A 24,745-nucleotide genomic window follows, 5' to 3' on the forward strand; every position below is an offset into this window, starting at 1 on the left:
TTGCTTTGTAGCCTGTATGGTTTTTTGACACAGGTATATACAATGCAACTTAATCTTCAAAACTTGGCACAGGAAAGTTACGCTGGCGAATTGAACGATTTACGCAGCCAGGCGGCTCGTTTGAGTCATTTGGTGAATATATTGCCTGCTGGTGTCGTCATATTAAATGAAAATGGTTTTGTCGAAGAAGCCAATCAAATTGCCATCGACTTGTTAGGTGAGCCACTTTTGCACGCCCGCTGGATAGATGTGATCGATCGTGCGTTTAATCCCCAAGCGGATGATGGACACGAAGTTTCATTGCACGATGGCAGAAGAGTTAAGTTAGAAACCACTGCTTTAACACCTGAATCTGGTCAGCTTATTTTACTAACCGATATGACCCATACGCGGCTATTGCAAGAGCGTTTAAGCCATTTTAAACAGCTTAGTACGCTGGGTAAAATGATGGCTTCACTAGCGCATCAGATCCGCACTCCGCTTTCTGCAGCCATGTTGTATGCTTCAAACTTGGCCAATACATCACTTGCTAAGGTTTCACAAAGCAATTTTCAGCAAAAACTGATTGCGCGTTTGCAAGATCTTGATAACCAGATAAACGATATGTTGTTGTTTGCCAAAACTGGTCAAAAGCAAGTTGCGGAAACCTTGTCTCTGGGTCAGTTATTATCTGAAGTGCAAGCGGGCAGCGAAGCAATGATTTTACAAAATCAAGGTCATTTATCAACGCAACTGCCAGAACCAGACATTTTAATTTATGGCAACAAAAATGCGTTGGCCAGTGCCATTCAAAACCTGATTCACAACAGCATTCAAATTATCGGTGCAGGGGCTCGCATTCAACTGCTTGCCAAACGGAGTCCTGAAAATCCAGACAATGTTTGGGTGCAAGTTATAGATAACGGTCCCGGTATTACTAAAGAGATCCAAGAGCAAATTTTTGAGCCGTTTTTCACGACACGTGGTAAAGGAACCGGCCTTGGTTTGGCGGTTGTAAAGGCCGTGACAGAACAACATCAAGGTCGGGTTTTTGTTGAATCGCAACTTAACAGCGGCTGCACATTTACTTTAGAGTTGCCTGTATTGGTCACCAAACCTGTACAACTGGCTGCAGGTCAAAATTAATCGGAGGTCATCATGGACAATAAAATATTATTAGTCGAAGACGATGAAAATTTAAGAGAGGCTATTTCAGATACCTTATTAATTGGTGGTTTTCAGTGTATTGAAGCAGAAAACGGTGAGCAGGCTTTAGTTTTATTGAATCAACACCCCATTTCATTGATTATCAGTGATGTACAAATGCCCGGTATAAATGGTTTATCTTTGCTGAAATCGGTTAAAACAAAATTTCCGGAGATGCCATTTTTATTGATGACGGCATTTGCCAATATTAAAGATGCAGTCGATGCGATGCGCGAAGGTGCGACGGATTATTTAGCAAAACCCTTTTCACCTGAAGTTTTATTAAACTTGGTCGGGCGCTATATGCCAGAAGACAAAAGTGAGAGTTATAAACCTGTGGTTGCAGATGAAAAAAGCATACAAATGTTGCAGCTCGCCAGTCGGGTCGCTAAGTCTGAAGCCTCGGTTATGGTGCTCGGGCCCAGTGGTTCGGGTAAAGAGGTCTTGGCGCGTTTTATTCATAACGAATCGCCACGCAGTGAAAACGCATTTATCGCCATCAATTGTGCAGCTATTCCCGAAAATATGTTAGAAGCTACGCTTTTTGGCTATGAAAAAGGTGCCTTTACCGGCGCGCTTCAGGCTTGTCCGGGCAAATTTGAGCAAGCTCAGCAGGGCACGATTTTATTAGATGAAATTTCAGAAATGGATTTAGTGCTACAGGCAAAATTATTGCGAGTCTTGCAAGAGCGAGAAGTAGAGCGCCTAGGTGGACGAAAAACCATTAAATTAGATGTTCGAGTTATTGCAACTAGCAACCAGGATTTAAAACAAGCGGTAGCCAATGGTACATTTCGTGAAGATTTATATTATCGTTTAAATGTATTTCCGTTGACTTGGTTGCCTTTAAGTGAGCGCAAATTAGATATTTTACCCTTAGCTGAGCACTTAATCGAACGCCACTCAGTTCGAGCGCAAAAGCAAGCGCCCAAATTAACCACGGCAGCGCGAAGTTTATTGCAACAACATAGCTGGCCGGGAAATGTCAGAGAGCTTGATAACGTGATACAGCGCGCGTTAATTTTATGCCAGCATCAAATTATTGACGCTGCAGATATTTTGATTGAAGCGGATACCGCAGTTCCCAATAATGTGCCGGTTGAAAATAATGATGAGTCTTTAGGGAAAGAGCTGCGGCAACAAGAACATCAAATTATTTTAGACACCTTAATTGCGTGTCATGGCAAACGAAATAAAGTGGCAGATAAACTTGGTATCAGCCCGCGGACGTTGCGATATAAAATTGCCAAAATGAAAGAAATGGGGATTGAAATACCTGTATAGAATAGTAGATTTTTGAGCATTGAGCATTGAGCATTGAGCTGTGTGTCGTCCTTTAGGGCGACATTATGCATATTGCAAGATTTGTCGGGCTGAAGCCGCGACCTACATTTTTGAGCAACAAGTTTCAAATTTGTTGTGGGTTTAGGGTGACAGTTTTTTCATTTAAAACCAGTGCACCTTGCTTTTGTTGGCCTAAAGACCAACCTACATTGTTGGGGGTTTAGGGCGACAAGTTAAAAATAGCTTGTAAGCGAGGGACTTCGGGCTGTGTAGGTCGTCCTTTAGGGCGACAAGTTACAAGTAATAAGTGGCAAGCAACAAGTTTCAAACTTGTCGTGGGTTTAGGGTGACAGTTTTTAGTTCAAAACCAGTGCATCTTGCTTTGTTGGCCTAAAGACCAACCTACATTATTGTCGGTTTAGGGTGACAGTTTTTTCATTTAAAACCAGTGCACCTTGCTTTTGTTGGCCTAAAGACCAACCTACAGGGCGACATCGTGCATATTGCAAGTTTTGTCGGGCTAAAGCCGCGACCTACATTTTAGTTTTAAGTGTCAAGTTTTGAGCTACGAGTATCGAGCTGTGTAGGTCGTCCTTTAGGGCGACAATTAGCAAGTTACAAGTCGCAAGTAACAAGTAATAAGAGGCAAGTGGCAAGTTTCAAACTCATCAAGTCGACAACATCAGTCGTTAACCCACAAGTTGTTTTAAATATCTGGCACACCCTGTGCATTACCCCTTTTAACAAGATTCAAAAGTTCAATATTTTGACACGAAAGGGGTAACAATATGAAAATTGGAGCAGACAACCTATACGCACAAATGCAATCTTTGGCGGCACAGGCTGGTACACCTATCCAATCAGAAGTCGCACCTGTCGGACCAAAAGTTGAAAATGCGAATTCATCAACCTTTGGTAAATTACTTAATCAAGCCGTCGAAAACGTCAACGAACTCGGGCACAAATCTAAAGAGATGACCAACCGATTTGAAATGGGTGATCAAAGTGTATCGCTGGCTGACGTTATGATAGCTAAAGGTAAAGCAGGTATCGCTTTCGAAGCAACTGTGCATGTACGCAACAAAGTGATGGAAGCGTACGATAAAATTAGCAACATGCCTGTATAACACAGTATTTCGGAGTAAATGAACGTGGCTGAACAAGGTGCATCAACAGATATCATGGTAAACGACAATAACACAGATGTCGCAACCTCAGATATGTCTACAGAAGAACAAAAATCCGGATTTATGGGTTCACTTGGCAATGTTGATATATTACGCCAAGTGACCTTAATACTGGCACTCGCAATCTGTTTAGCCATTGCAATTTTTATCATTGTCTGGGCGCGCGAACCTGATTTTCGCCCATTGGGTAAAATGGAAACAGAAGAACTGATCTCCACACTCGATTTCCTCGATCAACAAAAAATAGAATACCGCCTAGACGGTGATGTGATTTATGTCATCGAAGATGAATACCAAGACATTAAATTAAAAATGACGCGCTCTGGGTTATCAAGCGGTCCTGCAAAAGGCGACGACATATTATTGACAGATATGGGTTTTGGCGTCAGCCAACGTGTTGAAGCCGAGCGACTAAAATATAGTCGCGAGCAAACTTTAGCACGCACAATAGAAGAGCTACATTCCATTCAACGTGCAAAAGTATTATTGGCGATACCAAAAGAAAACGTCTTTGCACGGCATGAAAAAAAACCAAGCGCTACTGTCGTACTAACCATGAAACGCGGCAAAATGCTCGCATCAGAAGAAGTCGATTCTGTCGTTGATATCGTTTCATCAGCCGTTCAAGGGTTAGAGCCAACACGCGTCACAGTAACAGACCAAAATGGTCGATTATTAAATTCAGGTTCACAAAACGACTTGTCTTCCAGAACCCGAAAAGAATATGAAATTGAGCAAAAACGAGAAGCTGAATACCTCGAAAAAATCGACTCAATATTAATTCCTGTGGTTGGCTTAGGTAATTATACCGCGCAAGTTGATGTCACAATGGACTTTACCTCAATTGAGCAAACACAAAAACGTTACAATCCTGATTTGCCTGCCGTGCGCAGTGAAATGACGGTCGAAACAAACTCACTGGGCGGCATCGCAGCGGGTATTCCGGGGGCATTGACAAATCAACCCCCGCTAGAATCTAACATCCCAGAAGAAGCTAGAGGGGGGGACGGCAATGCTTCTCCCAGTAAAAGTCATCGTGAAGCGACACGAAATTATGAACTAGACACAACAATTAGTCATACCCGCCAGCAAACCGGTGTAATTCGCCGTTTAAGTGTGTCGGTTGCGGTTGATTATTTGCCAAATGTAAATGACGAAACCAATGAAACAACCTATGATCCCAGAACCACAGCCGAGCTCGCAAATATCCGAAGATTATTACAAGGTGGTCTTGGTTTTGATGTGCAGCGTGGTGATACGTTAGAAGTTGTAACTGTGCCTTTTGTTCGTACCGATTTAGGTGAAATTGAAGAAACACCACTGCTTGAACAACCTTGGTTTACTAAATTAGTACGCTTGTTATTAGGTACAATTATCATCGTAGTGCTAATCTTAGCGGTAGTTCGTCCGATGTTACGTAAGTTAATTTATCCAGAAGAAGTGGTGGATGAGTATTCAGACGACTCAATTTCATCGGGTGTTGATTTAGGTGATGAAACCATTGACATGTTATCGGCAGATTTTGATGCAAGTTCAGTTGGTTTCAATCAGGATGGTACCTTGATGTTACCAGATCTGCACAAAGACGAAGACGTATTAAAAGCGGTTCGAGCGTTAGTTGCCAACGAACCAATATTATCCGCACAAGTTGTAAAAGCATGGTTGAACGAAGATGCCTGATCAAGAAGTCGCAAATACATCAGAAGAATATGATATCTCCCGTTTAGACGGGATAGAAAAAGCAGCGGTTCTATTGTTAAGTTTATCCGAAGAAGACGCAGCGCAAATTTTAAAACACCTTGAGCCAAAAGAAGTGCAAAAGGTTGGTATGGCGATGGCCTCTCTTGACGATTTTAGTCAGGGCAAAATAACGGCTATCCATAAATTATTTATCGATGAAATACAAAGATTCAGCACCATAGGCTTCCAGAGCCAAGAATTTGTCAGAAAAGCCCTAACGGCCGCATTGGGCGAAGATAAAGCGGGCAACCTGATCGAACAAATTATTATGGGTAGTGGTGCCAAAGGTTTAGATTCACTCAAGTGGATGGATTCTAAACAGGTGGCAAACATTATCCGAAATGAGCACCCGCAGATTCAAACTATCGTATTGGCTTATTTAGAGCCAGAGCAGTCGGCGGAAATCATGAGTCAATTCTCTGAAAAAGTGCGATTAGACCTAATGATGCGTATTGCAAATTTAGAAGAAGTTCAGCCAGCCGCATTGCAAGAATTGAACGAAATAATGGAGAAACAGTTCGCAGGTCAAGCGGGTGCGCAAGCTGCGAAAATGGGCGGCTTAAAAGCAGCTGCCGATATCATGAACTACCTAGATACCAACATTGAAGGCCAGTTGATGGATTCAATCCGTGAACATGACGAAGAAATGAGTCAGCAAATCCAGGATCTAATGTTTGTCTTTGATAACTTAGCCGATGTAGATGACAAGGGTATTCAGGCGATCCTGCGTGAAGTACAACAAGATGTGCTTATGCGAGCCATAAAAGGTGCAGATGAGAGCTTAAAAGAGAAAATTCTGGGCAATATGTCAAAACGCGCGGCCGAAATGTTGGCAGATGATTTAGAAGCTATGGGCCCCATTCGAATCAGTGAAGTAGAAGCAGCACAAAAAGAAGTGTTGTCTATTGCCCGCAGGTTGGCGGACGCAGGTGAAGTGATGCTTGGCGGCGGTGGCGGCGAAGAGTTCTTATAGGTATTAAACTAAATGGTAGATGATTTTAAATTTCGTAAATCAATTCGCAGTGATGATGAAATACTCAAAGAATTGAAAACATGGAATATCCCAATTGTTGAATCAGAAGCCAACAATAAAGCGGATGATTACACGAATGCACTGGGTAAACCTGAAGGTTGGACATATGAAGAGCCAGAGCCAGAACCGGAGGCGCCCAAACCATTAACCATAGAAGAACTCGAAGCCATTAGGCAAGCCGCATACGAAGAAGGGTTTGCCGAGGGTAAAGAAGAAGGTTTTGTAAAAGGCGAAGCTGAAGGAAAAGAACAAGGCTATCAAGCTGGCTTTGAAGCCGGTAAAGAAGCTGGCCATCAGGAAGGTTTGGAAAGTGGTACAAGTATCATGGAAGAGAAAGCGGATATCTGGAATCAACTGATTCAACAGTTAGACAATCCACTGCAAAAGATGGATGAAAACGTAGAAAAAGAACTATTACAGCTTGCGGTCGCACTTGCCAAAGCGGTCATTAATACTGAACTACAAACTAACGACAGTATTATTTTACAAAGCATCAAACAAGCGGTAGAAAAACTACCGTTTAATACCAAACAATGCCAAATATTTGTCAATCCAGAAGATTATGAAACCGTGATTAACCAATATACAACAGCTGAAATCGAACGCAGAAATTGGCATGTTTCGGCCGATCCAAATATTTCACGTGGCAGTGTTGAAATACAAACAGAGCTCACCAGTATCACCTATACCATCGAAGACAGGGTACGCGAAGTATTTGCTCAACTAGAAGATCAAACTGGCTAGGCAATTGCAACTGTATTGGTTAATAGTCAAATTACTGGGAATAAGTCATTTAATTGACGGTGGCATCAAGTATGGCATTAGCGCTTAGTGAAAAAATTAACAGCTACCAAAAATTAGTCGGGCAAAGTAAGCCTAAAGTGGCCGGGCGTCTAACGCGGGTTATTGGATTAACGTTAGAGGCGGTAGGGTGTCAGGCAGCGGTCGGCAGCCATTGCAAAGTGGAAACCGATTCGGGTTATATCGATGCTGAGGTGGTTGGTTTTGAAGGCGAAAAAATTTATCTGATGCCAAGTGAAGAAGTCACCGGTATATTACCCGGCGCGAAAGTAATCCCCGCGAGTATCCAGCAAAAAATTACTTTTAGCATGTCATTATTGGGCCGTGTATTAGATGCACGCGGTCAGCCCATTGACGGTTTAGGACGTATTTCCGATGCAAACGAACCTTCATATCAAAGTAAAAAGCTGAATCCGCTGAATCGAAAACCCATTAAACAACCGCTTGATGTTGGTATAAAAGCCATCAATTCTATATTGACTGTGGGCATGGGCCAGCGTATCGGTTTGTTTGCCGGTTCTGGTGTGGGTAAAAGTGTGCTGCTCGGCATGATGACTCGCGGTACGGCAGCCGATGTGATTGTTGTTGGATTAATTGGTGAACGTGGCCGGGAAGTAAAAGAATTTATTGATGAAATTTTAGGAGACGAAGGCCGGCAGCGCGCTGTTGTAATTGCTGCGCCAGCTGATAACGCGCCATTGATGCGTTTAAAAGGATGTGAAACGGCTTTGTCTGTTGCTGAATATTTTCGTGATCAAGGTTTAAATGTTTTGTTGCTGGTAGATTCAATTACCCGCTACGCACAGGCTCAGCGGGAAATTGCCCTTGCCGTTGGCGAACCACCTGCAACAAAAGGTTACCCACCTTCCGTTTTTGCTAAACTACCTGCATTGGTTGAAAGAGCGGGTAATGGGGGGGACGGGCAAGGTTCTATCACGGCATTTTTTACCGTGTTATCTGAAGGTGATGATATGCAAGATCCAATCGCGGATGCATCACGCGCAATTTTAGATGGCCACATTGTGCTATCCCGTGATTTGGCTGATCAAGGGCACTATCCTGCGATTGATATTGCAAAATCTATTAGTCGGGTGATGCCTGCTGTGACCAGCGAAGAGCATCAAATGCAGGCGCGTATTGTTAAGCAACTCTATTCCAGTTATCAAAACAGCAAAGACTTAATTTCAATTGGCGCATATACCAAAGGGAGTGATGCAATCGTTGATGCGGCAATCAAACTCAAGCCTAAAATGGATAAGTTTTTACAACAAGGTATGAGTGACGTCATTAATTATGATGACTGTTTAAATTTATTGGCATCTGTTACCAGTTCGATGAGGGCCTAACCAATGAATAAACAATTAATGTTAGTGGCTGATATTGAAAAGAAAAAAGAAGATCAACTGGCACAAAAATATGCACAAGCAACGCAAGACTTAACACAGCAGCATGAAAAGTTAGCTGGTCTAGAAAAATATCAGCGTGATTATATGAATACGGTTATTGAATCCGGTAAACAGGGATTAAGCAGTTCGGGCTTTCAGCGGTTGCAGAGTTTTATCACCCAGTTAGATAAAGCCTGTCATCAACAAAGAGATAATATCCAGAAAGCTGAGAAAGTGGTTGACCAGCGAAGAGCACTTTGGCTGCAACAACAGAGAAAGCGTAAATCGATTGAAACTGTGATTGAGAGACAGCGCAAGATAGAACAACTCAGACTTGATCGTGAAGAGCAAAAAATGTTTGACGAATATGCAACGAATCAAGCGACCCGAAGACTGCAAGGTTAGTCCGCATTGTATAAAGATCAGTTGGTATAAATATTGAATTAAACAACAAGAGCAAAATAAAAAACGAACAACCATCGGATAGTTTGACACTTTTAAATGTGAAAACAATCCAGATTAATCGCTAACCAACTGATATGTATATATTTAGTAAAATGGGTTAGCAAGGTCTCATTCATGTTTGGGAAATGACTTATGCAGTATATTGCCAATATTCCGTCAAATATTGCCGCCAATGTTACGATAGAACAAAAGAGAACAGCGGCCGAGCAAACTAAAAAAGCAACTCAAAGCACTGACAAAGGCTTTGAAGCATATATTTATCAGCAGCATGAAAAAAACCTTCGTCAAAATGAAACTCAGAACCGTAAACCGCAAAACACTGAGAAAACAGTTGAGCCTAGCGCCTCGCAATTAAAATCAAACAATGAAAATAGCGCTGCGAGAAAAGCGGATAATCAGACTCAGGCTACTAAATCGCAACAGATTGACGCGGGAGCAGTGAACTCTGAAAAGACAGATAAAACAGCAACGCGAAAGCAACCGCAGAATGATGTTAATGATGCTAAAAGCGATACCAAGGGTATTGATAAAGAGAGCAATACAAAAGAAAGTCATACACGAGAAAGCAGTCTCAAGGAAAACACGCTTAAAGAAAACAGAGCTCTAGAAAACAGCTTAGAACAAAGCCTTTCAACTGACCGTCATATTAAAAATGATGCGAAAGTTCAGGGCATGGATACTAGATTGATTCACAGTGATGTTAAGAAAACTGCCGAAGCGGTAGCCACTGCCGCCGGACAAAAACAGGTTAATGACGGACAAAAAAGTGAAGAAAGCTTCGATTTATTAAGCTTTCTGAATAAATCAAACAGTGCCAAGGTGAGCTCTAGTAAATCTGCTGAAAAGCCATTGGCAAATGAAGACAAAAACAGTTTAGATAAAGTCGATCTATCCACTAAAGCACAAAGCCCAGCAAAAGAGGGCAAGTTAGGCGCGGATGATATCTTGCAGCAAGTTTTAATCAACCCTGATGCGACTCAAAAAAATGCGTCTACAGCGGCTAAAGAAGAGAGTCTTGGTGGTAAAACTGGCGTTGAATCATTGTCAAATCGTCAAATAAAAGAAGGCATGTCGCCAAAACCCCAAAATGGTCTGGACGATCTATTGGGTAAGGGGCCGTTAAAAAGTGAACTCAACACGCAAAAAGAAAATAACGGTGCTGTAGCGGGTAACCCAGATAAAGCGCTCGCTGGTGGGAAAGCAAACACTGCTGCGATACAAACCCAAGCCGGCGAGGTCAAAGCAAAGGGACAGACTTTGATTGATGGAAAAGCGGTCAATGCTGAGCTTGCTGCAAACGAAAAAGTGAACTCTGCAGCAGTTGCAGATGTTGCTAAAGATGCAGGTGAAAAAGACCAAGCAGCTTTAAATGCCAATGCAACGCACAAACAGATATCAGAAAAATCTCAGCAAATAGCAGAAAATGGTTTAGCAAAAGCCAGCGAATCTAAGACTAATAAAAAGATCTCTGATGAATTGATGAATCAGACCGGTGTAAATCAAACAAGCCTAACAGCTGAATCTAAAAAAGCTTCGGCCGTGGAGGCTGAAAAACCAGTCAGTACCCAACCACTGGTAGATAAACGCGTTAATAGTCAAACAGGTACGCAGCACAGTCTGACTGAAAAAGCCGACCTTGGCGCCGTCGAAAAAAGTCTGGTTGAAGGTATAACAAATGATAAAGGTAGCCCAAAAGGTAGCCAAGAGGCAGCCCGTTCAACAACTGCAATAAAAGAGACAGCTGCAATAAAAGAAACAACTGCGGACAAAAATAAATCGGCTGCTGCTACTTCACCTGATGTAGACAAGACGGTAGCAACGGCCTTTGCTTCAGCTGAATTCCAAGCGGAAAGTATCGTATCAGAACAACCAGCGGCAGATGGTAAACAAGAAGTACAAAATAAATATAGTGGGAATGATAAAACATTATTGACCACCAAAAACAATGAAGGCTCAGACAAAACAGTCGTCAGTAAATTTGCGGAAAGTCAGAAGCTGAACAAAAGTGAAACAGACGCACAGCAGGAACACGTAAAGCCGTTGGAAACTGAATCTATCATAGGAGAGCAGGTTTTAGGTGAGCAACTACATGCAGAAGTTACACAAAAGGTGAATGAGCAAAAAGCGGCAGCAGACACTCGGGTACAAAATACACAATTTACTCATCAGCAAGTTCAGCACAAACAAGAAAGTATTCAGGCTGAAAAAGTAGCAGACAAACAGAACCAGATGACTCAGCTAAAAGAGCAAATACAGCTACATAAACCTGAAGGTGCGACAGCTTTAAATGATGCTGTAAAATATATGATGAACGGACGCATTCAAGCCGCTGAAATTCGGCTGGACCCGCCAGAATTGGGTAGTATGCAAATTAAAATATCATTAAATGGTGATCAAGCCAGTGTCAGTATGCTTGTACAAAACCCGCAAGCAAAAGAAATGTTAGAGCAAACCATGCCGAAGCTTAAAGAAATGTTAGAGCAGCAAGGTTTACAAATGGGTGAGGCGAATGTTTCACAAAAACAGGAAGGTAAAGAGCAAAATGCATCGCAATCTGGTAACGGCGGAGCAGGTGGAAACGGTCAAGGGAATGGAGATGCAGATGAAAGTGGGGATGAACAGCTTGTTGGAGAACAGAAAATCACCAATGGGCATTTGGGCGCAGTAGACTATTATGCATAAAAGCATTACGGTAGCGGCAAAATCCGTTAAACTTACAAAAATTGATATAAATACCTTTTTGCTTTTTTGATTGGAGATAAAAAATGGCCGCAGAACAAGAAGAATTGCAGGTAGAAGAAGCCGGTGGTGGCAAGAAAAAACTGATTATCATTATTGTAGCCGTAGTACTGGTATTGGTATTAGGCGGTGTCGGTTATTTTATGTTTATGGGCGGAGACGATTCTGCAGAGGCTGAAGTTTCATTAGATGAAGCGCCAGCGGCAGCTAACAATGCTTCTGGTGGGGGCGGCAATGTCGAGATTGGTGATGCCGTGTATGTCGCAATGCCTCGTCCGTTTGTATTCAATGTACCTGGCGCCGATCGAGATCGTTTAGTGCAAATCAAGGTTCAACTATTAGTACGCGGCTCGCAAAACGAAGAGACAGCTAAAAAACATATTCCTTTGATTGAAGGGACATTGTTAAGGGTATTTAGTGGCACCAGTGCAGATTCATTAGGCACCAGTGCAGGCAAAGAAGCATTAAAAACCAGTTCGTTAAAAGCAGTACAAGATGAACTATTGAGTATTGCAGGTAGACCTGTAATCGAAAAAGTACTTTTTACCGGTTTTGTAATGCAGTAATAGAAACGGCTGAAACATGACAGATTTATTATCTCAAGACGAAATTGACGCGCTACTTCACGGGGTAGATGACGTTGAAGAAGAGGACGTTGAAGAAAGCGCCAGCCGTTCAGGCAGTGCAGTGTCAATGGCGTCTGAGTATGACTTTTCATCGCAAGACAGAATTGTTCGTGGGCGAATGCCTACCCTTGAAATTGTAAACGAGCGATTTGCCCGTCACATGCGTATCAGTTTATTTAATATGATGCGCCGCACCGCTGAAGTGTCAATCAACGGTGTACAAATGATTAAATTTGGTGAGTACATACATACCTTGTTTGTCCCGACAAGCTTGAATATGGTGAGGTTTAGACCGTTAAAAGGAACCGGTTTGATCACCATGGAAGCTAGGTTGGTCTTTATACTGGTTGATAACTTTTTTGGTGGTGATGGACGTTATCATGCAAAAATAGAAGGTCGTGAGTTTACCCCAACAGAGCGCCGTATTATTCAAATGTTGCTCAAGCTGGTTTTTGAAGATTACAAAGAAGCATGGGCACCCGTTATGGATGTGTCATTTGAGTATCTGGATTCTGAAGTAAACCCTGCGATGGCCAATATTGTTAGCCCAACTGAAGTCGTGGTTATCAGTTCTTTTCATATAGAACTGGACGGTGGCGGGGGCGACTTCCACATCTGTCTGCCATATTCTATGTTAGAGCCGATACGTGAATTATTGGATGCAGGCGTACAAAGTGACAAGGAAGATACAGACTTAAGATGGAGTAAAGCACTTCGCGATGAAATTATGGATGTTGAAGTGAATATCATGGCTAAACTGCTTGAATTTGAATTGTCGCTTGAGCAAATTATGGAGTTGCAAGCCGGAGACGTTATACCCGTTGAAATGCCGGAACATCTGACTGTTTTTGTCGAAGACTTACCTACTTATCGCGCTAAAATGGGGCGTTCTAAAGATAACTTAGCCATAAAAGTCATAGAAAAAATTAAACGTCCGGCGTCCGTTAAATCTGAATTGCAGATGGTGACTCGTGGCGGCCGAAGAATTGACGCTGAAGCAGAGTTGAGAGAACTAGAAGATTTTGATTAATCGTTGTTGTGAAATGATTATAGAGAAGAGTGTAAATTATGAGTGATGATATGGACGATTGGGCAGCAGCAATGGCTGAGCAAGCCGAAGCTGAAGGTGCCGAAAACCCAGCCGATGAAGCACAAGTTGCAGAGCTCGAAGAGCTGACTGACGAAAAACCGCAGATCACAGCTGAAGAAAAGCGTAAATTAGATACGATTTTAGATATTCCGGTAACCATAGCGATGGAAGTTGGGCGGAGTAAGATCAGTATCCGTAATTTATTGCAATTGAATCAAGGCTCAGTGGTAGAATTAGACCGAGTCGCGGGTGAGCCATTAGATGTATTGGTAAATGGTACGCTTATCGCGCATGGTGAAGTGGTTGTTGTGAATGATAAATTTGGTATTCGATTGACTGATGTTATCAGCCAAATTGAACGTATCAAGAAACTTAAATAATGGCACGTTTAAGTATGTTAGCACTGTGCATGCTGTGCTTAAGCACAAGTGCATTGGCTGAATCAGCATCTATTACTTCATCGATTACCAGCTTATTACTGGCTTTGGTTTTTACTATTGCAGTTATATTTGCACTTGCAGCAGTGGCAAAGAAAACCAATATAGGTCAGATGCGAGCCGGTGCACTAAAAATAGTGGCTGTGCTACCCATCTCAAATCGTGAAAAACTCATCTTGCTGGATGCAGGGGAAAGTCAATTGTTGTTAGGGGTAACGGCAAATTCGATCAATTTACTAAAAGAATTTTCGCCACCACTGGATGTAAAACAAGCTGATTTTAAACAAACACTTGCCGGCTTTATGCAAAAGAAAACAACTCATGAATCGTAATTGGTTACTGTTACTTTTATATTTTTTTACACCTTTGGTTGCGGCCGACGCGGGTATCCCGGCACTGACTGTTTCTGATAACCCAGAAGGTGGGCAGGATTATACCGTAACCCTTCAAGTTCTCGCATTGATGACGATGCTGAGCTTTTTGCCCGCAATATTGGTGATGATGACGTCGTTTACGCGAATTGTAATTGTGTTGGGTATTTTACGTCAGGCTATTGGTTTACAACAATCACCGTCAAATCAGGTGTTGGTTGGGCTCGCACTGTTTTTAACTTTTTTTATCATGGCACCCGTATTTGAAGAGATAAATGACACAGCAATTCAGCCCTACATTAACGAAGAGATGACGGCGCGAGATGCGTTTGATGTCGCACAAGAGCCGATGAAAGCGTTTATGTTGCAACAAACCCGGGTTAAAGACATCGCGACTTTTGCTGAAATAGCGGGCTTTGAAACCTTAGATGGGCCAGAAGATGTTCCGATGCGCGTTTTGATCCCGGCATTTGTCACATCTGAGCTAAAAACGGCATTTCAAATTGGTTTTATGTTATTTATCCCTTTTTTGATACTCGATCTGGTTGTTGCTTCAGTTTTAATGGCGATGGGTATGATGATGTTGTCTCCCATGATGGTTTCACTGCCGTTTAAACTCATGTTATTTGTCTTAGTCGATGGCTGGAATTTAACTATGGGCACACTGGCAACCAGCTTTGGAGTTGGCACCTAGCTCACGCGGAGGATGTATGCAACCAGAAGTGTTTGTCGATATTTTGCAAGAAGCCATGTTTATGGTGATTTTGCTGGTGAGTATGGTTATTGTACCCAGTTTGATAGTGGGTTTAATTGTTTCTATCTTTCAGGCTGCAACATCTATTAACGAACAAACCTTAAGCTTTTTACCGCGTTTAATCGTTACGCTGGCGGCGATTATTTACGGTGGCCACTGGGGTATTAATCGTGTAATGGAATATACCATTAGTATGTTTGCTCGAGTACAGCAGGTGGTCGGCTAACATGAACTTTACAACAACCATGCTAATGCAGTGGATTGCAGATATTATGCTGCCGTTTGTCCGCATCTCAGCGCTGTTGGTTGTAATGATTGGGTTTAGTGGTAAAGGTGTTCCTAAACGCGTTAAAGCGTTACTCGCGTTATCAATTGCCTTGCTTATCAGTCCGACTATTCCTTCCAGCGGTTTTAACGAGCTTTTTTCTTTAGCTGGTTTTTTAGTGGTCATTCAACAAATCTTAATTGGTGTGGCCATCGGCTTTATCTCGCAAATTTTTTTAAACACCTTTGTAATGGCCGGTCAAACAATTGCAATACAAAGTGGTTTGGGTTTCGCAACCTTGGTTGATCCGGTCAATGGCATCAATACCGCTGCTATTGGTCAGTTTTACGTTATTTTGGCCACTTTAATATTTTGGGCTGTTGATGGTCATTTAATGATGATTAAAATGATTGCGCTGAGCTTTGAAGCGATGCCTGTCAATTCAGGTTGGTTAGGTGTAGATAAAATATATAAAGTCGTTGAGTGGGGTAAATGGTTATTTCTTGCCACCATCACGATTGCACTGACACCCATCGCTGCAATGTTAATGGTCAATTTAACCTTTGGGATCATGACGCGCGCAGCACCTCAGTTAAATATATTTTCAATTGGTTTTCCGATTACCCAAATCACAGGGTTATTAGTGGTTTGGGTCAGCCTATCTGTCTTTATGTTGCATTTTAATACTATCTGGGAAAGTGCGGCGAATTTAATGTGTGATATCGCGGGGTGCAGTTAAATGGCAGCAGATGCAGAAGGTCGCACAGAAGACCCCACATCGAAAAAATTGTCGGATGCTCGGAGTAAAGGGCAAATTCCACGCTCGCGTGAATTAAGCACTATGATGGTGTTAGTTGGCGGTGGATTGGGGTTTCTTTTATACGGTCATTATTTAGCAACGGCTATGTTCGGTATGCTGAAAAACGCTCTGACACTTGAGCGGGAAGATGCATTTGATATTTCCCGCATGTTTGTACAAATGGAAAGTGCATTAGACGCAATAGCCTGGCCGGTTTTAGCCATTAATATTGTACTTTTGATATTTGCCGTTATCGGCAATATTGCAATTGGTGGCTATAATTTTTCTGCTAAAGCGATGCGACCTAAGTTTAGTAAGATGAACCCAATTACGGGGTTTAAACGTATTTTTGGCATTCAGGGTTTAGTTGAGCTGGTTAAGTCTATCGCCAAAGTCGCGGTTGTTGTTATTTCGGCTTACGTTTGTTTTAAAATGTTTTATCAAGAATTATTGCATATCAATGTTGAGTCTATGCCTGGCGGTTTATTTAAAGCGCTGGAAATTATGATTTGGGTATTTTTAATTCTGTCAGCCTCATTAATTGTCATTACCCTGATTGATGTACCGTATCAAATTTATAATCACAACGAACAGCTCAAAATGACAAAACAGGAAGTTAAAGATGAGCACAAAAATGCAGAAGGTGATCCGCTGATCAAAGGGAAAATTCGTCAGGCGATGTTTAAGGCTTCGCAACGTCGTATGCTGCAGGAAGTGCCCAAAGCGGACGTGGTTGTGACTAACCCGACGCATTTTGCCGTTGCGCTTAAATATGATCCTTTAGGTACAGGTGCACCTATGCTAGTGGCGAAAGGCGTCGATGAGATGGCAGGACATATTAGAGACATTGCAACAGCACATGAAGTCCCCATTTTAACGGCACCCATGTTGGCACGTGCGATTTATTATACAACTGAGTTTGAAGAAGAGATACCAGAAAAGTTGTTTGCTGCGGTGGCTCAAGTATTGGCTTATGTATTTGCGCTGCGCGATTATAAAAAAGGCAAAGTCAAAAAACGACCTAAACAGTTTAGATCTTCAAACTTACCGATTCCGCCGGATATGTATTACTAAGCCGTTAACAGTTACAAGCGAATTAACGCAGCTTGGCGTTTAGTCCAGCTTGGTATGCACCACCGAGATGCCCTGCGCTGTTAACAGCTTAGTTAAACTATTTTGCCCAGTCATATGCATCAAACCCACTGCAATAAATACATTGCCTTGTTTGATTTCAGGCAGTAGTTTTTGCAGCCATTTTTTATTGCGCTTATCAAGCAGAACCTGTTGTGTAAATTGATGACTTGGATATATTTTAGCCGTCTCTTGCATCAAATTTTCAAGCGCGAGATGATCACCGCTCGACCACAGTGAAACCAGATGCGTCAGGGTCATTTTTGTATCTTGCTGCTGAACAAATACATCCAGCAATAGATCTTTGCCACCGTTTTCAGCTTCATTAAAATAGCTAATTTGCTGTTTTGCAGATTCTAGGCCTAATATCTCAACCTTTAATTTATGCGCGGTATCCATTAATTCTTTGTCGATAGATTGTGCAAAACTGAACCCTTCAGTTTGTGTTTGTAAAATATTGAGTTGCAGTGCAATAAACCAAGGTTTGTAGGAGGAGAGCTGTGCGATATCTAAGCCATGTTCGGCCAATAGAGTTTGTAGTTTTGTGAGCTCATTTTCCGTCAAAAAGCTTTGCAATTTCATCTGCTTGGGCAATTTAGCCAGTTTTAACATTGTGTCGCGAATATACCCAGCTTGGTAATCAAAAAGGTTAAGCTCGGTAATGAGTAAGCGCGCATCTTTTAGTTTATTTTTGGCAGGTGTTACCATTTCAAGCATTGGCGGGGTGGTTGCATGTACTGTACCCATCAGCCATGATGTTTTTCCTTGATAACTTAATTGCCAAAGCGAGGGGCCCGCTAGTGCTGAATAAGATAGACAGCACAGCAGTATGGTTAAAATTAAGTTTTTAAGCTTTACTAAAATCATACTAGCGATCAATTAACATGCCGGGTAAAGTTTTTCTTGGAATGTTGACGGTTCGCTGGTTTTGTCCGTTTATAATCGGTTTATGAGCTGTTTTCTCCGCTGTCTCATCAAGTTTACATACGCCCGATTGCAAATAATTAATCGAAGCATGGACGATAGGATCGTCTGTACTGCCCCAAGGATACGGCATATTAGAATCAGTCACATCGCATCCGCTATCAACTGGAATACCATTTAAATAATCACCAAAACCCAGTGCATTATTGGTTTGAAAATTTAAAGCCAATAGGGTTTCGTCGCAGTATTCGTCTGGATAAAAACCAACCGGTTTGCCAAAGGTTTGCTCGCCGATAACCGTGACGTCTAAATATGCCTCAATGTCTAAACTATTGATCAAGGTTTCGCTGGCGGATGCGGTTGATTTGTTTGTTAGCACAATCAGTGAATCTAAATTTAAACTGTTGTTCAGGACATTTTGGTAATCCTGAAATTGGTCTGAATTGTTTAAATTTGACCAAATGAGATCTTCGGCAGTGTAGCTCGCGTTAAACTCGGCATTGTTGGCATTGTGTTCTATTTCAATAAAGGTTTGTCGATCAATTCGCTCGCCCGCTAGATAAAGCGCTAAACGCGCGGATGCAGATAACAAACCGCCTGTATTGTGGCGTAAGTCTAAAACAAAGTGGTCGAAGTCTTGCTGTTTAATGTTGGCAAATACGGCATCTAATTCATCCGCCGTACTTTCCAAAAAACCGTTCGGAAAAGCGAGGTAAGCCACGGTGCCGGCATTGGTCTGAATTAGTTTATTGTCAGCTAAACTGTTTACCTTAAATGCCGATTTTTCCAATACGGCAACTTGTTCCTGCTGGTTTAGATCACGCCAGCTAAAGGTTAATTGGTACCCAGCTTGATCTGGTCCAAATGCTTGATGATAACTTTGTATATCAGCATTATTGAGCCAATTGACAAAAGTAGATGCGGGAATATCACCAATTGAAATGATTTCTTGTCCACGTTGAATGCCGGCCAGATGAGCAGACGAGCCAGTGAAAGTTTGAAAGACAAATAACTTGTCGTCTGACACGCTAAGCTGAATGCCAAAACCAAATTCACTGCCGCTGATTAAACCATCCCAATCATCAGTTGATAACGCGACACTGAACCTATCTTTAACGGGTAATACATCGGCTAACAAAGTATTGGTTGTGGGGTATTGTGAAAACGCATTTTGTGGGGTTTGCAGTTCTTCTAACCACAAATAATCATTTTGTAGAGTTTGATACCAATGTTGATTTATCGCAGCCCGACTACAACTGCTATTTGCAAGCTTGGAATTGTCTGTGTTATCCGAGCCCCCGCAGGACGCTAATAAACTAGACGAGAGTATCCATACACCTAATCTGAATTTTTGAAACATAAATCTACCGTGAATCGTTCAATCATTAAAAATGAAAACTACCTTGTACACCATAAATGCGACTCTCGGCAACTATTTGCGCGTGAATTGTTGCAGAAACATTGTCTGAAAAATAATATTCCCCTTTTAATTTTACGCCTAGTTTTTTATTTTCCGGTGTTTTTGTTGTTTGCAAGTATTCCTCCGGTACTTTATATACCAACGCACTGTATATTCTAAACGCTGAAGTTAGATTGATTTTTGAACCCGCCTCTAAAGCCAGTTGTGAGTTTCTGTTGGCCGCACGATGTTGATAATTAGCTTGTTTATCGTTTAGTGTATTTGTTTGCATCAACAAGCTAGCGTTTAAGGCAACGTCAGAATTTAAATTGAGTTGATAACCCGTGCCCGCTTGAATACGATTTTGCGGTTGTGTCGAATCAATTTCAGCAGTAAAAAACAATTGGCTTTGTTGCTGCGGCTGGTGAATATGTAAATAATTTTCATTTTTAGCGTCTAACGAAAAATAGGCTTGCGTTGATTGCATAAAAAAGGATTCTGTATCAATTGCATGTGCCAATTGAATGCTAGGTAATAGTATCAACACAGACACTATTATTTGCAGTGCTTTTTTTGATTCCATGTGTTTATGCTCCGCCCGCTAAACGAGTCTTGCCGCTCGTTACTAAAGTTTAGACGAAGAATTTAAAAAATGACGGAAAAATGAGCAGAAAAATAAAAAAATTTATGTGAAAGGGAACTATTTAGCAAGCCCACGAAAATATCGAAAGGCTTGCTGACAGAATGGCAGTTATAACTAATTAAACTTTAAAGAATTCTTTTTTATAACGCGCCAGCTCTTCAATAGATTCGTGGATATCTTGCAACGCTAAATGAGTGCCTTTTTTCTTGTAGTCACTCACAAGCTCAGGTCGCCATCTACGTGCCAACTCTTTCACTGTGCTTACATCTAAGTTTCGATAGTGGAAATAAGCTTCCAGTTCTTGCATATGAATATACATAAAACGTCGGTCCTGACTGATGCTGTTACCGCACATAGGCGATTTACCCGCAGGGACATATTGTTTTAAAAATTCAATAGTACGCTTTTGAGCTTCGATGATATCGATGTCGCTTTCACGACATCTCTGCGTTAATCCTGATTTACCGTGCTGATTAATGCACCATTCATCCATATTATCCAAAACTTCATCTGGTTGATGAATCGCAAACACCGGGCCTTCTGCAATGATATTGAGTTCACTATCAGTGACTATCGTCGCAATTTCCAGTACCTTATCGCGCTCTGGTTCAAGACCCGTCATTTCAAGATCAAGCCAGACAAGATTATTTTCGCTAAATGACATATAGTATTCCTACTCAACCCTTTCTTTGATACATAGTTAGAAAAGAAAGTATTCATTGCTGCAACTTGAATATAGTGTAAAGTTGCGCTCGTTTGATCAGTCTATCGTTATTATTTATTAAAAGTAGCATTGTGGCAAAAAAAAAGAAACTAACCAAACAACAACTTAGACGCATGCGATCTAATCGTAGCAGAAAATTGGAGCAAACAGAAAATAATCCTGACAATTTGCCGGATGATTCTAATTTGGGTCCAGCCCAGCACGGTCAGGTGATTAGCCGATATGGCCAGCATGCAGATATTGAAGATGAAAGTGGCAATTTAATTCGTTGTGACTTACGTCGCACTATTGGCTCATTGGTCGCAGGTGATAAAATAATCTGGCGCGAAAATTTAACCGGTGGTGACAGTCAAGGCGTGGTAGAAGCAGTGCAAGAGCGGAGCTCTGTGCTGACTCGGCCTGATTTTTACGACGGGGTTAAACCTGTAGCGGCTAATATTGAGCAAGTTGTTATTTTATCCTCCATCAAACCCGAGCTGTCTCTGCAAATTATAGATCGCTACCTAGTGGCGGTTGAAACCATGGGCGCAGAACCTGTGGTGGTTATTAACAAGTCTGATTTGTTGCCAGAAGCGGAAAAGCAAAAGATTGACCAAGAACTGCAATATTACCGAGATATTGGCTATCAAGTGCACTGGCTCAGTGTTAAAGCTGAAGAGGGAATTGAGCTCATTCATCAAATTTTGAAAAACAGAATTTCTATCGTGGTCGGTCAATCAGGTGTTGGCAAATCTTCTTTGGTTAATCAGTTATTGCCAGATACCGATGCAGCCGTGGGGGATATTGATACCATCGGCTTGGGAACGCATACCACAACGGTTGCCCGCTTATACCACTTGTCGCATGGCGGAGATTTAATTGACTCACCGGGGGTGCGAGAGTTTGCACTATGGCATTTAAGTGCTGAGCAAATTTTTGATGGTTTTATTGAGTTTGCGCAATACAGTGCAAGGTGTAAATTTAGAGACTGCAAACATTTGGAAGATCCGGGCTGCGGTTTACGCAAAGCGGTCGAAGCAGGGCAGGTAAAACCACACAGGCTAGAGCATTATCATAAAATTTTACAGTCTGTAGTAGAGAATAAACCCGCTTATAAATTAGATATTCATAAATGATGTGAAGCCTGTAGAGCCTGATACGCTATTTGCTTCTACAAAATTTATACAGAAAAGTTTAACAGGCTTTAGTATCATAGCCGCCATAAAATTTTAGCTTTCTGATTGTTAGTAAAGGAACAGCAGTGTCATTAGAAAAATTTAAAGTAGCATTACAGTACATTACACCACAACATGCATTGTCTAGAGTTGTAGGGATGTTAGCCGCTAGCCAGAATAAACTCATTAGTCAGGCATTTATCCGTTGGTTTGCTGGCGCCTATCATATTCGCTTGGAAGAGGCTCAGGTTAAAAAGCTAAGTGATTTTGCATCTTTTAATGATTTTTTCACGCGTGCTTTAGAAATTGATGCACGTCCCATCGAAACGAGTGAGTGGGTGTCACCGGTCGACGGTGAGGTCAGTCAGTGTGGGAAAATTGACGGCGATAGCATTTTTCAGGCTAAGGGGCATAATTATAGTCTGACGACTTTGTTAGGTGGCGATGAAGAAAATGCTGCAGTATACAAAGATGGGTGTTTTTCAACTATTTATTTATCACCGAGTGATTATCATAGAATCCATATGCCCTGTACAGGTCGGCTGAAAAGAATGGTTTATGTACCGGGCAAATTATTTTCAGTGAATCAAGCGACAACCCGTAACGTAAATGGTTTGTTTGCACGCAATGAACGAGTCGTTTGTTTTTTTGATACTGAATATGGTGAGTTAGCAATGGTTTTGGTTGGCGCCATGATAGTTGCCAGCATTGAAACCATTTGGTCAGGCGTTATTACGCCGCCGACAGGTAGACGTCCATTTACTTGGCACTATGATAACCAGCCTCCAATTATTATCGAAAAAGGTCAGGAAATGGGGCGTTTTAAATTGGGCTCAACGGTTGTTATGACCTTTGCCAATCCGCACCTTGACTTTGCCGATGGCGCGCAAGCAGGCAAAAAAGTGCGTTTAGGTGAAGTATTGGCTAACCGCTCAAAATAAAATGAGTTCATTAAAATCGACTGCAGCAGAGCAAAAGGTTGCTTTGTTGCAGGTGCATATGGGCGTCTTGCTGTTAGGCGGGACGGCGCTATTTTCAAAAATTGTTCCGCTAAGTGGCTCTGCAATATCGTTGGCCCGCGCGGCAATCGCAGCCCTGTTTTTGGCGATGATTGTTAAAGCGACCGAAGGGCGATTATCACTGAATAGTTTTCGGGATTATCGCAACGGCGTTATTTTAGGTGTTTTTATGGCCATCCATTGGGTGACCTATTTTTATGCCATGCAATTATCATCCGTTGCTACAGGTATGATAGCCTTGTATACCTACCCTGTGATGATAGTGTTAATCGAACCTTTGCTACACAAACAGTTGCCCAAGTTGATGGATGTGGTAATGGCGATGTTTGTATTGGCTGGCGTGGCCTTAATGGTGCCCAACTTATCATTGGAAAGTGATTATACCTTGGGTATTTTACTCGGTGTGTTGTCTGCCGTATTTTTTGCCGCCCGAAACATTATGAATCATAAAGTGTTTGCCCATTATTCCGGGACAAAAAACATGATGTTTCAATCCTTTGTTATTGCTTTGGTATTAATGCCTTTTGAAATCACTTCATTTTCTGAGATTAAAGATTCAACTATCGCTTGGTTGCTATTGCTTGGCGTTGTGTTTACCGCTTTACCCCATTCTTTAATTGTTAATGGCCTGCGCTCGATTCGAGCAAAAACCATGAGTTTAGTTTCCTGTCTGTCTCCCTGTTATGGAACCGCTTTTGCTGCTATATTTCTGACCGAGTATCCAAGCTGGCAAACTTTGCTTGGGGGCGCAATGGTTGTCTCGGCAGCCGTTTTTGAAACATGGTCGGTGAACCGTCAAAAATAGGAAAAGGGTATGTTTATTTGGGCGCATCGGGGTGCCAGTAGTATTGCACCTGAAAACACGATAAAAGCTTTTGAACAGGCAATACAAGCTCAAGCTGATGGTATTGAACTTGACGTACAAGTTGTAGAAAACATTCCTGTTGTATTACACGATGCGTGGTTACAGCAAACAACCAATGGAATAGGGCATGTCACTCAAGTTGCTTTTGGTTATTTACAATCGTTAGATGCGGGCGATGGGCAAAGCGTACCGACCTTAAGAGATGTGCTGATGCATATCAATGGGCGCTGTAAGATTAATATTGAATTAAAAGCAGCAGATTGTGAAGCATTGATTCTGGCTGATATTGAATATGCGCTAGAACATAGTGCAGTGACTGCGGACGATATTTTGGTATCTTCTTTTAATCATCGGATGTTGGCTCGTTTTGCTAAATTAGCACCGGCCATACGTTTGGGTGCATTAACCGCAAATTTGCCACTGAGCTTAGCAGAGTTTGCAACTGAGCTTGGCGCTTGGTCGGTGCATTGTGCTCGTGATTTTATTGATCAGGATTTTGTGCAGGATGCTCATCAGCGAGGGTTAAAAGTTTTTGTTTACACCATCAATCATGCTGAAGATATGGAAAAAATGCACCAGTTGGGCGTTGACGGCATATTTACCGATTACCCAACGCGCGCAAGGCAGTTATTTTCAGTTGTAGAGCCAAGTTCAGCATCGTAACTATCCATAACTATCCATAACTATCCATAACTATCCTAACCTTCACTAAAATCAACTTTCGC

Annotated in this window: 25 protein-coding genes; 21 read left to right on the plus strand and 4 right to left on the minus strand. The window is 41.9% G+C overall.

Annotated features, from left to right (window positions below; translation table 11 throughout):
* Window positions 1–42 precede the first annotated feature (42 nt).
* The 17 genes from FNT16_RS11875 to flhB all read left to right on the plus strand — a co-directional run bounded on the left by FNT16_RS11875 (window position 43) and on the right by flhB (window position 17,235).
* The gene (locus FNT16_RS11875; protein ID WP_143871785.1) at window positions 43–1,125 is read left to right on the plus strand and encodes a sensor histidine kinase; all 1,083 of its coding nucleotides are present in this window, start codon (window positions 43–45) and stop codon (window positions 1,123–1,125) included.
* Window positions 1,126–1,134: 9 nt separating this feature from the next.
* Window positions 1,135–2,469 (plus strand): sigma-54-dependent transcriptional regulator, encoded by a 1,335-nt coding sequence (locus tag FNT16_RS11880; RefSeq protein ID WP_425456706.1) that lies wholly within the window; start codon window positions 1,135–1,137, stop codon window positions 2,467–2,469.
* A 788-nt stretch (window positions 2,470–3,257) separates the two neighbouring features.
* Window positions 3,258–3,596 carry a flagellar hook-basal body complex protein FliE gene (fliE, locus tag FNT16_RS11885; RefSeq protein WP_143871787.1) on the plus strand — a complete coding sequence of 113 codons (339 nt, stop codon included), beginning with the start codon at window positions 3,258–3,260 and terminating at the stop codon, window positions 3,594–3,596.
* Between the two features lie 18 nt (window positions 3,597–3,614).
* The gene (fliF, locus tag FNT16_RS11890; protein WP_425456674.1) at window positions 3,615–5,336 is read left to right on the plus strand and encodes a flagellar basal-body MS-ring/collar protein FliF; all 1,722 of its coding nucleotides are present in this window, start codon (window positions 3,615–3,617) and stop codon (window positions 5,334–5,336) included.
* Window positions 5,329–6,369: a flagellar motor switch protein FliG gene (fliG, locus tag FNT16_RS11895; protein WP_143871788.1), complete on the plus strand. Its 1,041-nt coding sequence runs from the start codon at window positions 5,329–5,331 to the stop codon at window positions 6,367–6,369. Before fliF ends, fliG begins: the two co-directional genes overlap by 8 nt.
* Before the next feature lie 12 nt (window positions 6,370–6,381).
* Window positions 6,382–7,173 carry a flagellar assembly protein FliH gene (fliH, locus tag FNT16_RS11900; RefSeq protein WP_143871789.1) on the plus strand — a complete coding sequence of 264 codons (792 nt, stop codon included), beginning with the start codon at window positions 6,382–6,384 and terminating at the stop codon, window positions 7,171–7,173.
* A gap of 71 nt (window positions 7,174–7,244) precedes the next feature.
* The gene (fliI, locus tag FNT16_RS11905; protein WP_143871790.1) at window positions 7,245–8,576 is read left to right on the plus strand and encodes a flagellar protein export ATPase FliI; all 1,332 of its coding nucleotides are present in this window, start codon (window positions 7,245–7,247) and stop codon (window positions 8,574–8,576) included.
* A gap of 3 nt (window positions 8,577–8,579) precedes the next feature.
* Window positions 8,580–9,020 carry a flagellar export protein FliJ gene (gene fliJ, locus FNT16_RS11910; RefSeq protein ID WP_143871791.1) on the plus strand — a complete coding sequence of 147 codons (441 nt, stop codon included), beginning with the start codon at window positions 8,580–8,582 and terminating at the stop codon, window positions 9,018–9,020.
* A 192-nt stretch (window positions 9,021–9,212) separates the two neighbouring features.
* On the plus strand, window positions 9,213–11,762 hold the full coding sequence (locus FNT16_RS11915; protein ID WP_143871792.1) for a flagellar hook-length control protein FliK: 2,550 nt from the start codon (window positions 9,213–9,215) through the stop codon (window positions 11,760–11,762).
* Between the two features lie 83 nt (window positions 11,763–11,845).
* Window positions 11,846–12,385, plus strand: a complete 540-nt coding sequence (gene fliL, locus FNT16_RS11920; RefSeq protein ID WP_143871793.1) for a flagellar basal body-associated protein FliL — start codon at window positions 11,846–11,848, stop codon at window positions 12,383–12,385.
* Window positions 12,386–12,401: 16 nt separating this feature from the next.
* Window positions 12,402–13,475: a flagellar motor switch protein FliM gene (fliM, locus tag FNT16_RS11925; protein ID WP_143871794.1), complete on the plus strand. Its 1,074-nt coding sequence runs from the start codon at window positions 12,402–12,404 to the stop codon at window positions 13,473–13,475.
* Window positions 13,476–13,513: 38 nt separating this feature from the next.
* The gene (gene fliN, locus FNT16_RS11930) at window positions 13,514–13,915 is read left to right on the plus strand and encodes a flagellar motor switch protein FliN (protein WP_143871795.1); all 402 of its coding nucleotides are present in this window, start codon (window positions 13,514–13,516) and stop codon (window positions 13,913–13,915) included.
* Window positions 13,915–14,304, plus strand: a complete 390-nt coding sequence (gene fliO, locus FNT16_RS11935; RefSeq protein ID WP_246072215.1) for a flagellar biosynthetic protein FliO — start codon at window positions 13,915–13,917, stop codon at window positions 14,302–14,304. The genes fliN and fliO overlap by 1 nt, the downstream gene beginning before the upstream one ends.
* The gene (fliP, locus tag FNT16_RS11940) at window positions 14,294–15,037 is read left to right on the plus strand and encodes a flagellar type III secretion system pore protein FliP (protein ID WP_143871797.1); all 744 of its coding nucleotides are present in this window, start codon (window positions 14,294–14,296) and stop codon (window positions 15,035–15,037) included. Before fliO ends, fliP begins: the two co-directional genes overlap by 11 nt.
* Window positions 15,038–15,053: 16 nt before the next feature.
* A complete protein-coding gene (gene fliQ, locus FNT16_RS11945) occupies window positions 15,054–15,323 on the plus strand; it encodes a flagellar biosynthesis protein FliQ (protein WP_143871798.1) in 270 nt (89 codons plus the stop codon).
* Between the two features lies 1 nt (window position 15,324).
* Window positions 15,325–16,101, plus strand: coding sequence for a flagellar biosynthetic protein FliR (gene fliR / locus FNT16_RS11950; protein ID WP_143871799.1), 777 nt, complete (start codon window positions 15,325–15,327; stop codon window positions 16,099–16,101).
* Window positions 16,102–17,235, plus strand: a complete 1,134-nt coding sequence (gene flhB, locus FNT16_RS11955) for a flagellar biosynthesis protein FlhB (RefSeq protein ID WP_143871800.1) — start codon at window positions 16,102–16,104, stop codon at window positions 17,233–17,235. It abuts the gene before it with no gap.
* Between the two features lie 39 nt (window positions 17,236–17,274).
* On the opposite strand, the gene FNT16_RS11960 is transcribed toward flhB, so the two are convergent.
* From FNT16_RS11960 to orn, 4 genes are all read right to left on the minus strand, one after another.
* Window positions 17,275–18,159, minus strand: coding sequence for a TraB/GumN family protein (locus FNT16_RS11960; RefSeq protein WP_143871801.1), 885 nt, complete (start codon window positions 18,157–18,159; stop codon window positions 17,275–17,277).
* A 1-nt stretch (window position 18,160) separates the two neighbouring features.
* Window positions 18,161–19,576 carry a S41 family peptidase gene (locus tag FNT16_RS11965; RefSeq protein WP_143871802.1) on the minus strand — a complete coding sequence of 472 codons (1,416 nt, stop codon included), beginning with the start codon at window positions 19,574–19,576 and terminating at the stop codon, window positions 18,161–18,163.
* 25 nt (window positions 19,577–19,601) lie between these two features.
* A complete protein-coding gene (locus tag FNT16_RS11970) occupies window positions 19,602–20,198 on the minus strand; it encodes a hypothetical protein (RefSeq protein WP_143871803.1) in 597 nt (198 codons plus the stop codon).
* Between the two features lie 178 nt (window positions 20,199–20,376).
* A complete protein-coding gene (orn, locus tag FNT16_RS11975; RefSeq protein ID WP_143871804.1) occupies window positions 20,377–20,922 on the minus strand; it encodes an oligoribonuclease in 546 nt (181 codons plus the stop codon).
* Between the two features lie 131 nt (window positions 20,923–21,053).
* Here orn and rsgA point away from each other — a divergent pair, with 131 nt between their 5' ends.
* The 4 genes from rsgA to FNT16_RS11995 all read left to right on the plus strand — a co-directional run bounded on the left by rsgA (window position 21,054) and on the right by FNT16_RS11995 (window position 24,683).
* Window positions 21,054–22,097 carry a small ribosomal subunit biogenesis GTPase RsgA gene (gene rsgA / locus FNT16_RS11980; protein ID WP_143871805.1) on the plus strand — a complete coding sequence of 348 codons (1,044 nt, stop codon included), beginning with the start codon at window positions 21,054–21,056 and terminating at the stop codon, window positions 22,095–22,097.
* Between the two features lie 125 nt (window positions 22,098–22,222).
* Window positions 22,223–23,077 (plus strand): archaetidylserine decarboxylase, encoded by an 855-nt coding sequence (asd, locus tag FNT16_RS11985; protein WP_246072217.1) that lies wholly within the window; start codon window positions 22,223–22,225, stop codon window positions 23,075–23,077.
* Window positions 23,049–23,960, plus strand: a complete 912-nt coding sequence (locus FNT16_RS11990) for a DMT family transporter (RefSeq protein ID WP_342779128.1) — start codon at window positions 23,049–23,051, stop codon at window positions 23,958–23,960. The genes asd and FNT16_RS11990 overlap by 29 nt, the downstream gene beginning before the upstream one ends.
* 9 nt (window positions 23,961–23,969) lie before the next feature.
* A complete protein-coding gene (locus FNT16_RS11995; protein ID WP_143871806.1) occupies window positions 23,970–24,683 on the plus strand; it encodes a glycerophosphodiester phosphodiesterase in 714 nt (237 codons plus the stop codon).
* Window positions 24,684–24,745: the final 62 nt, after the last annotated feature.

Source organism: Catenovulum sediminis, assembly GCF_007289895.1.
GTDB classification, from domain to species: Bacteria; Pseudomonadota; Gammaproteobacteria; order Enterobacterales; family Alteromonadaceae; genus Catenovulum; species Catenovulum sediminis.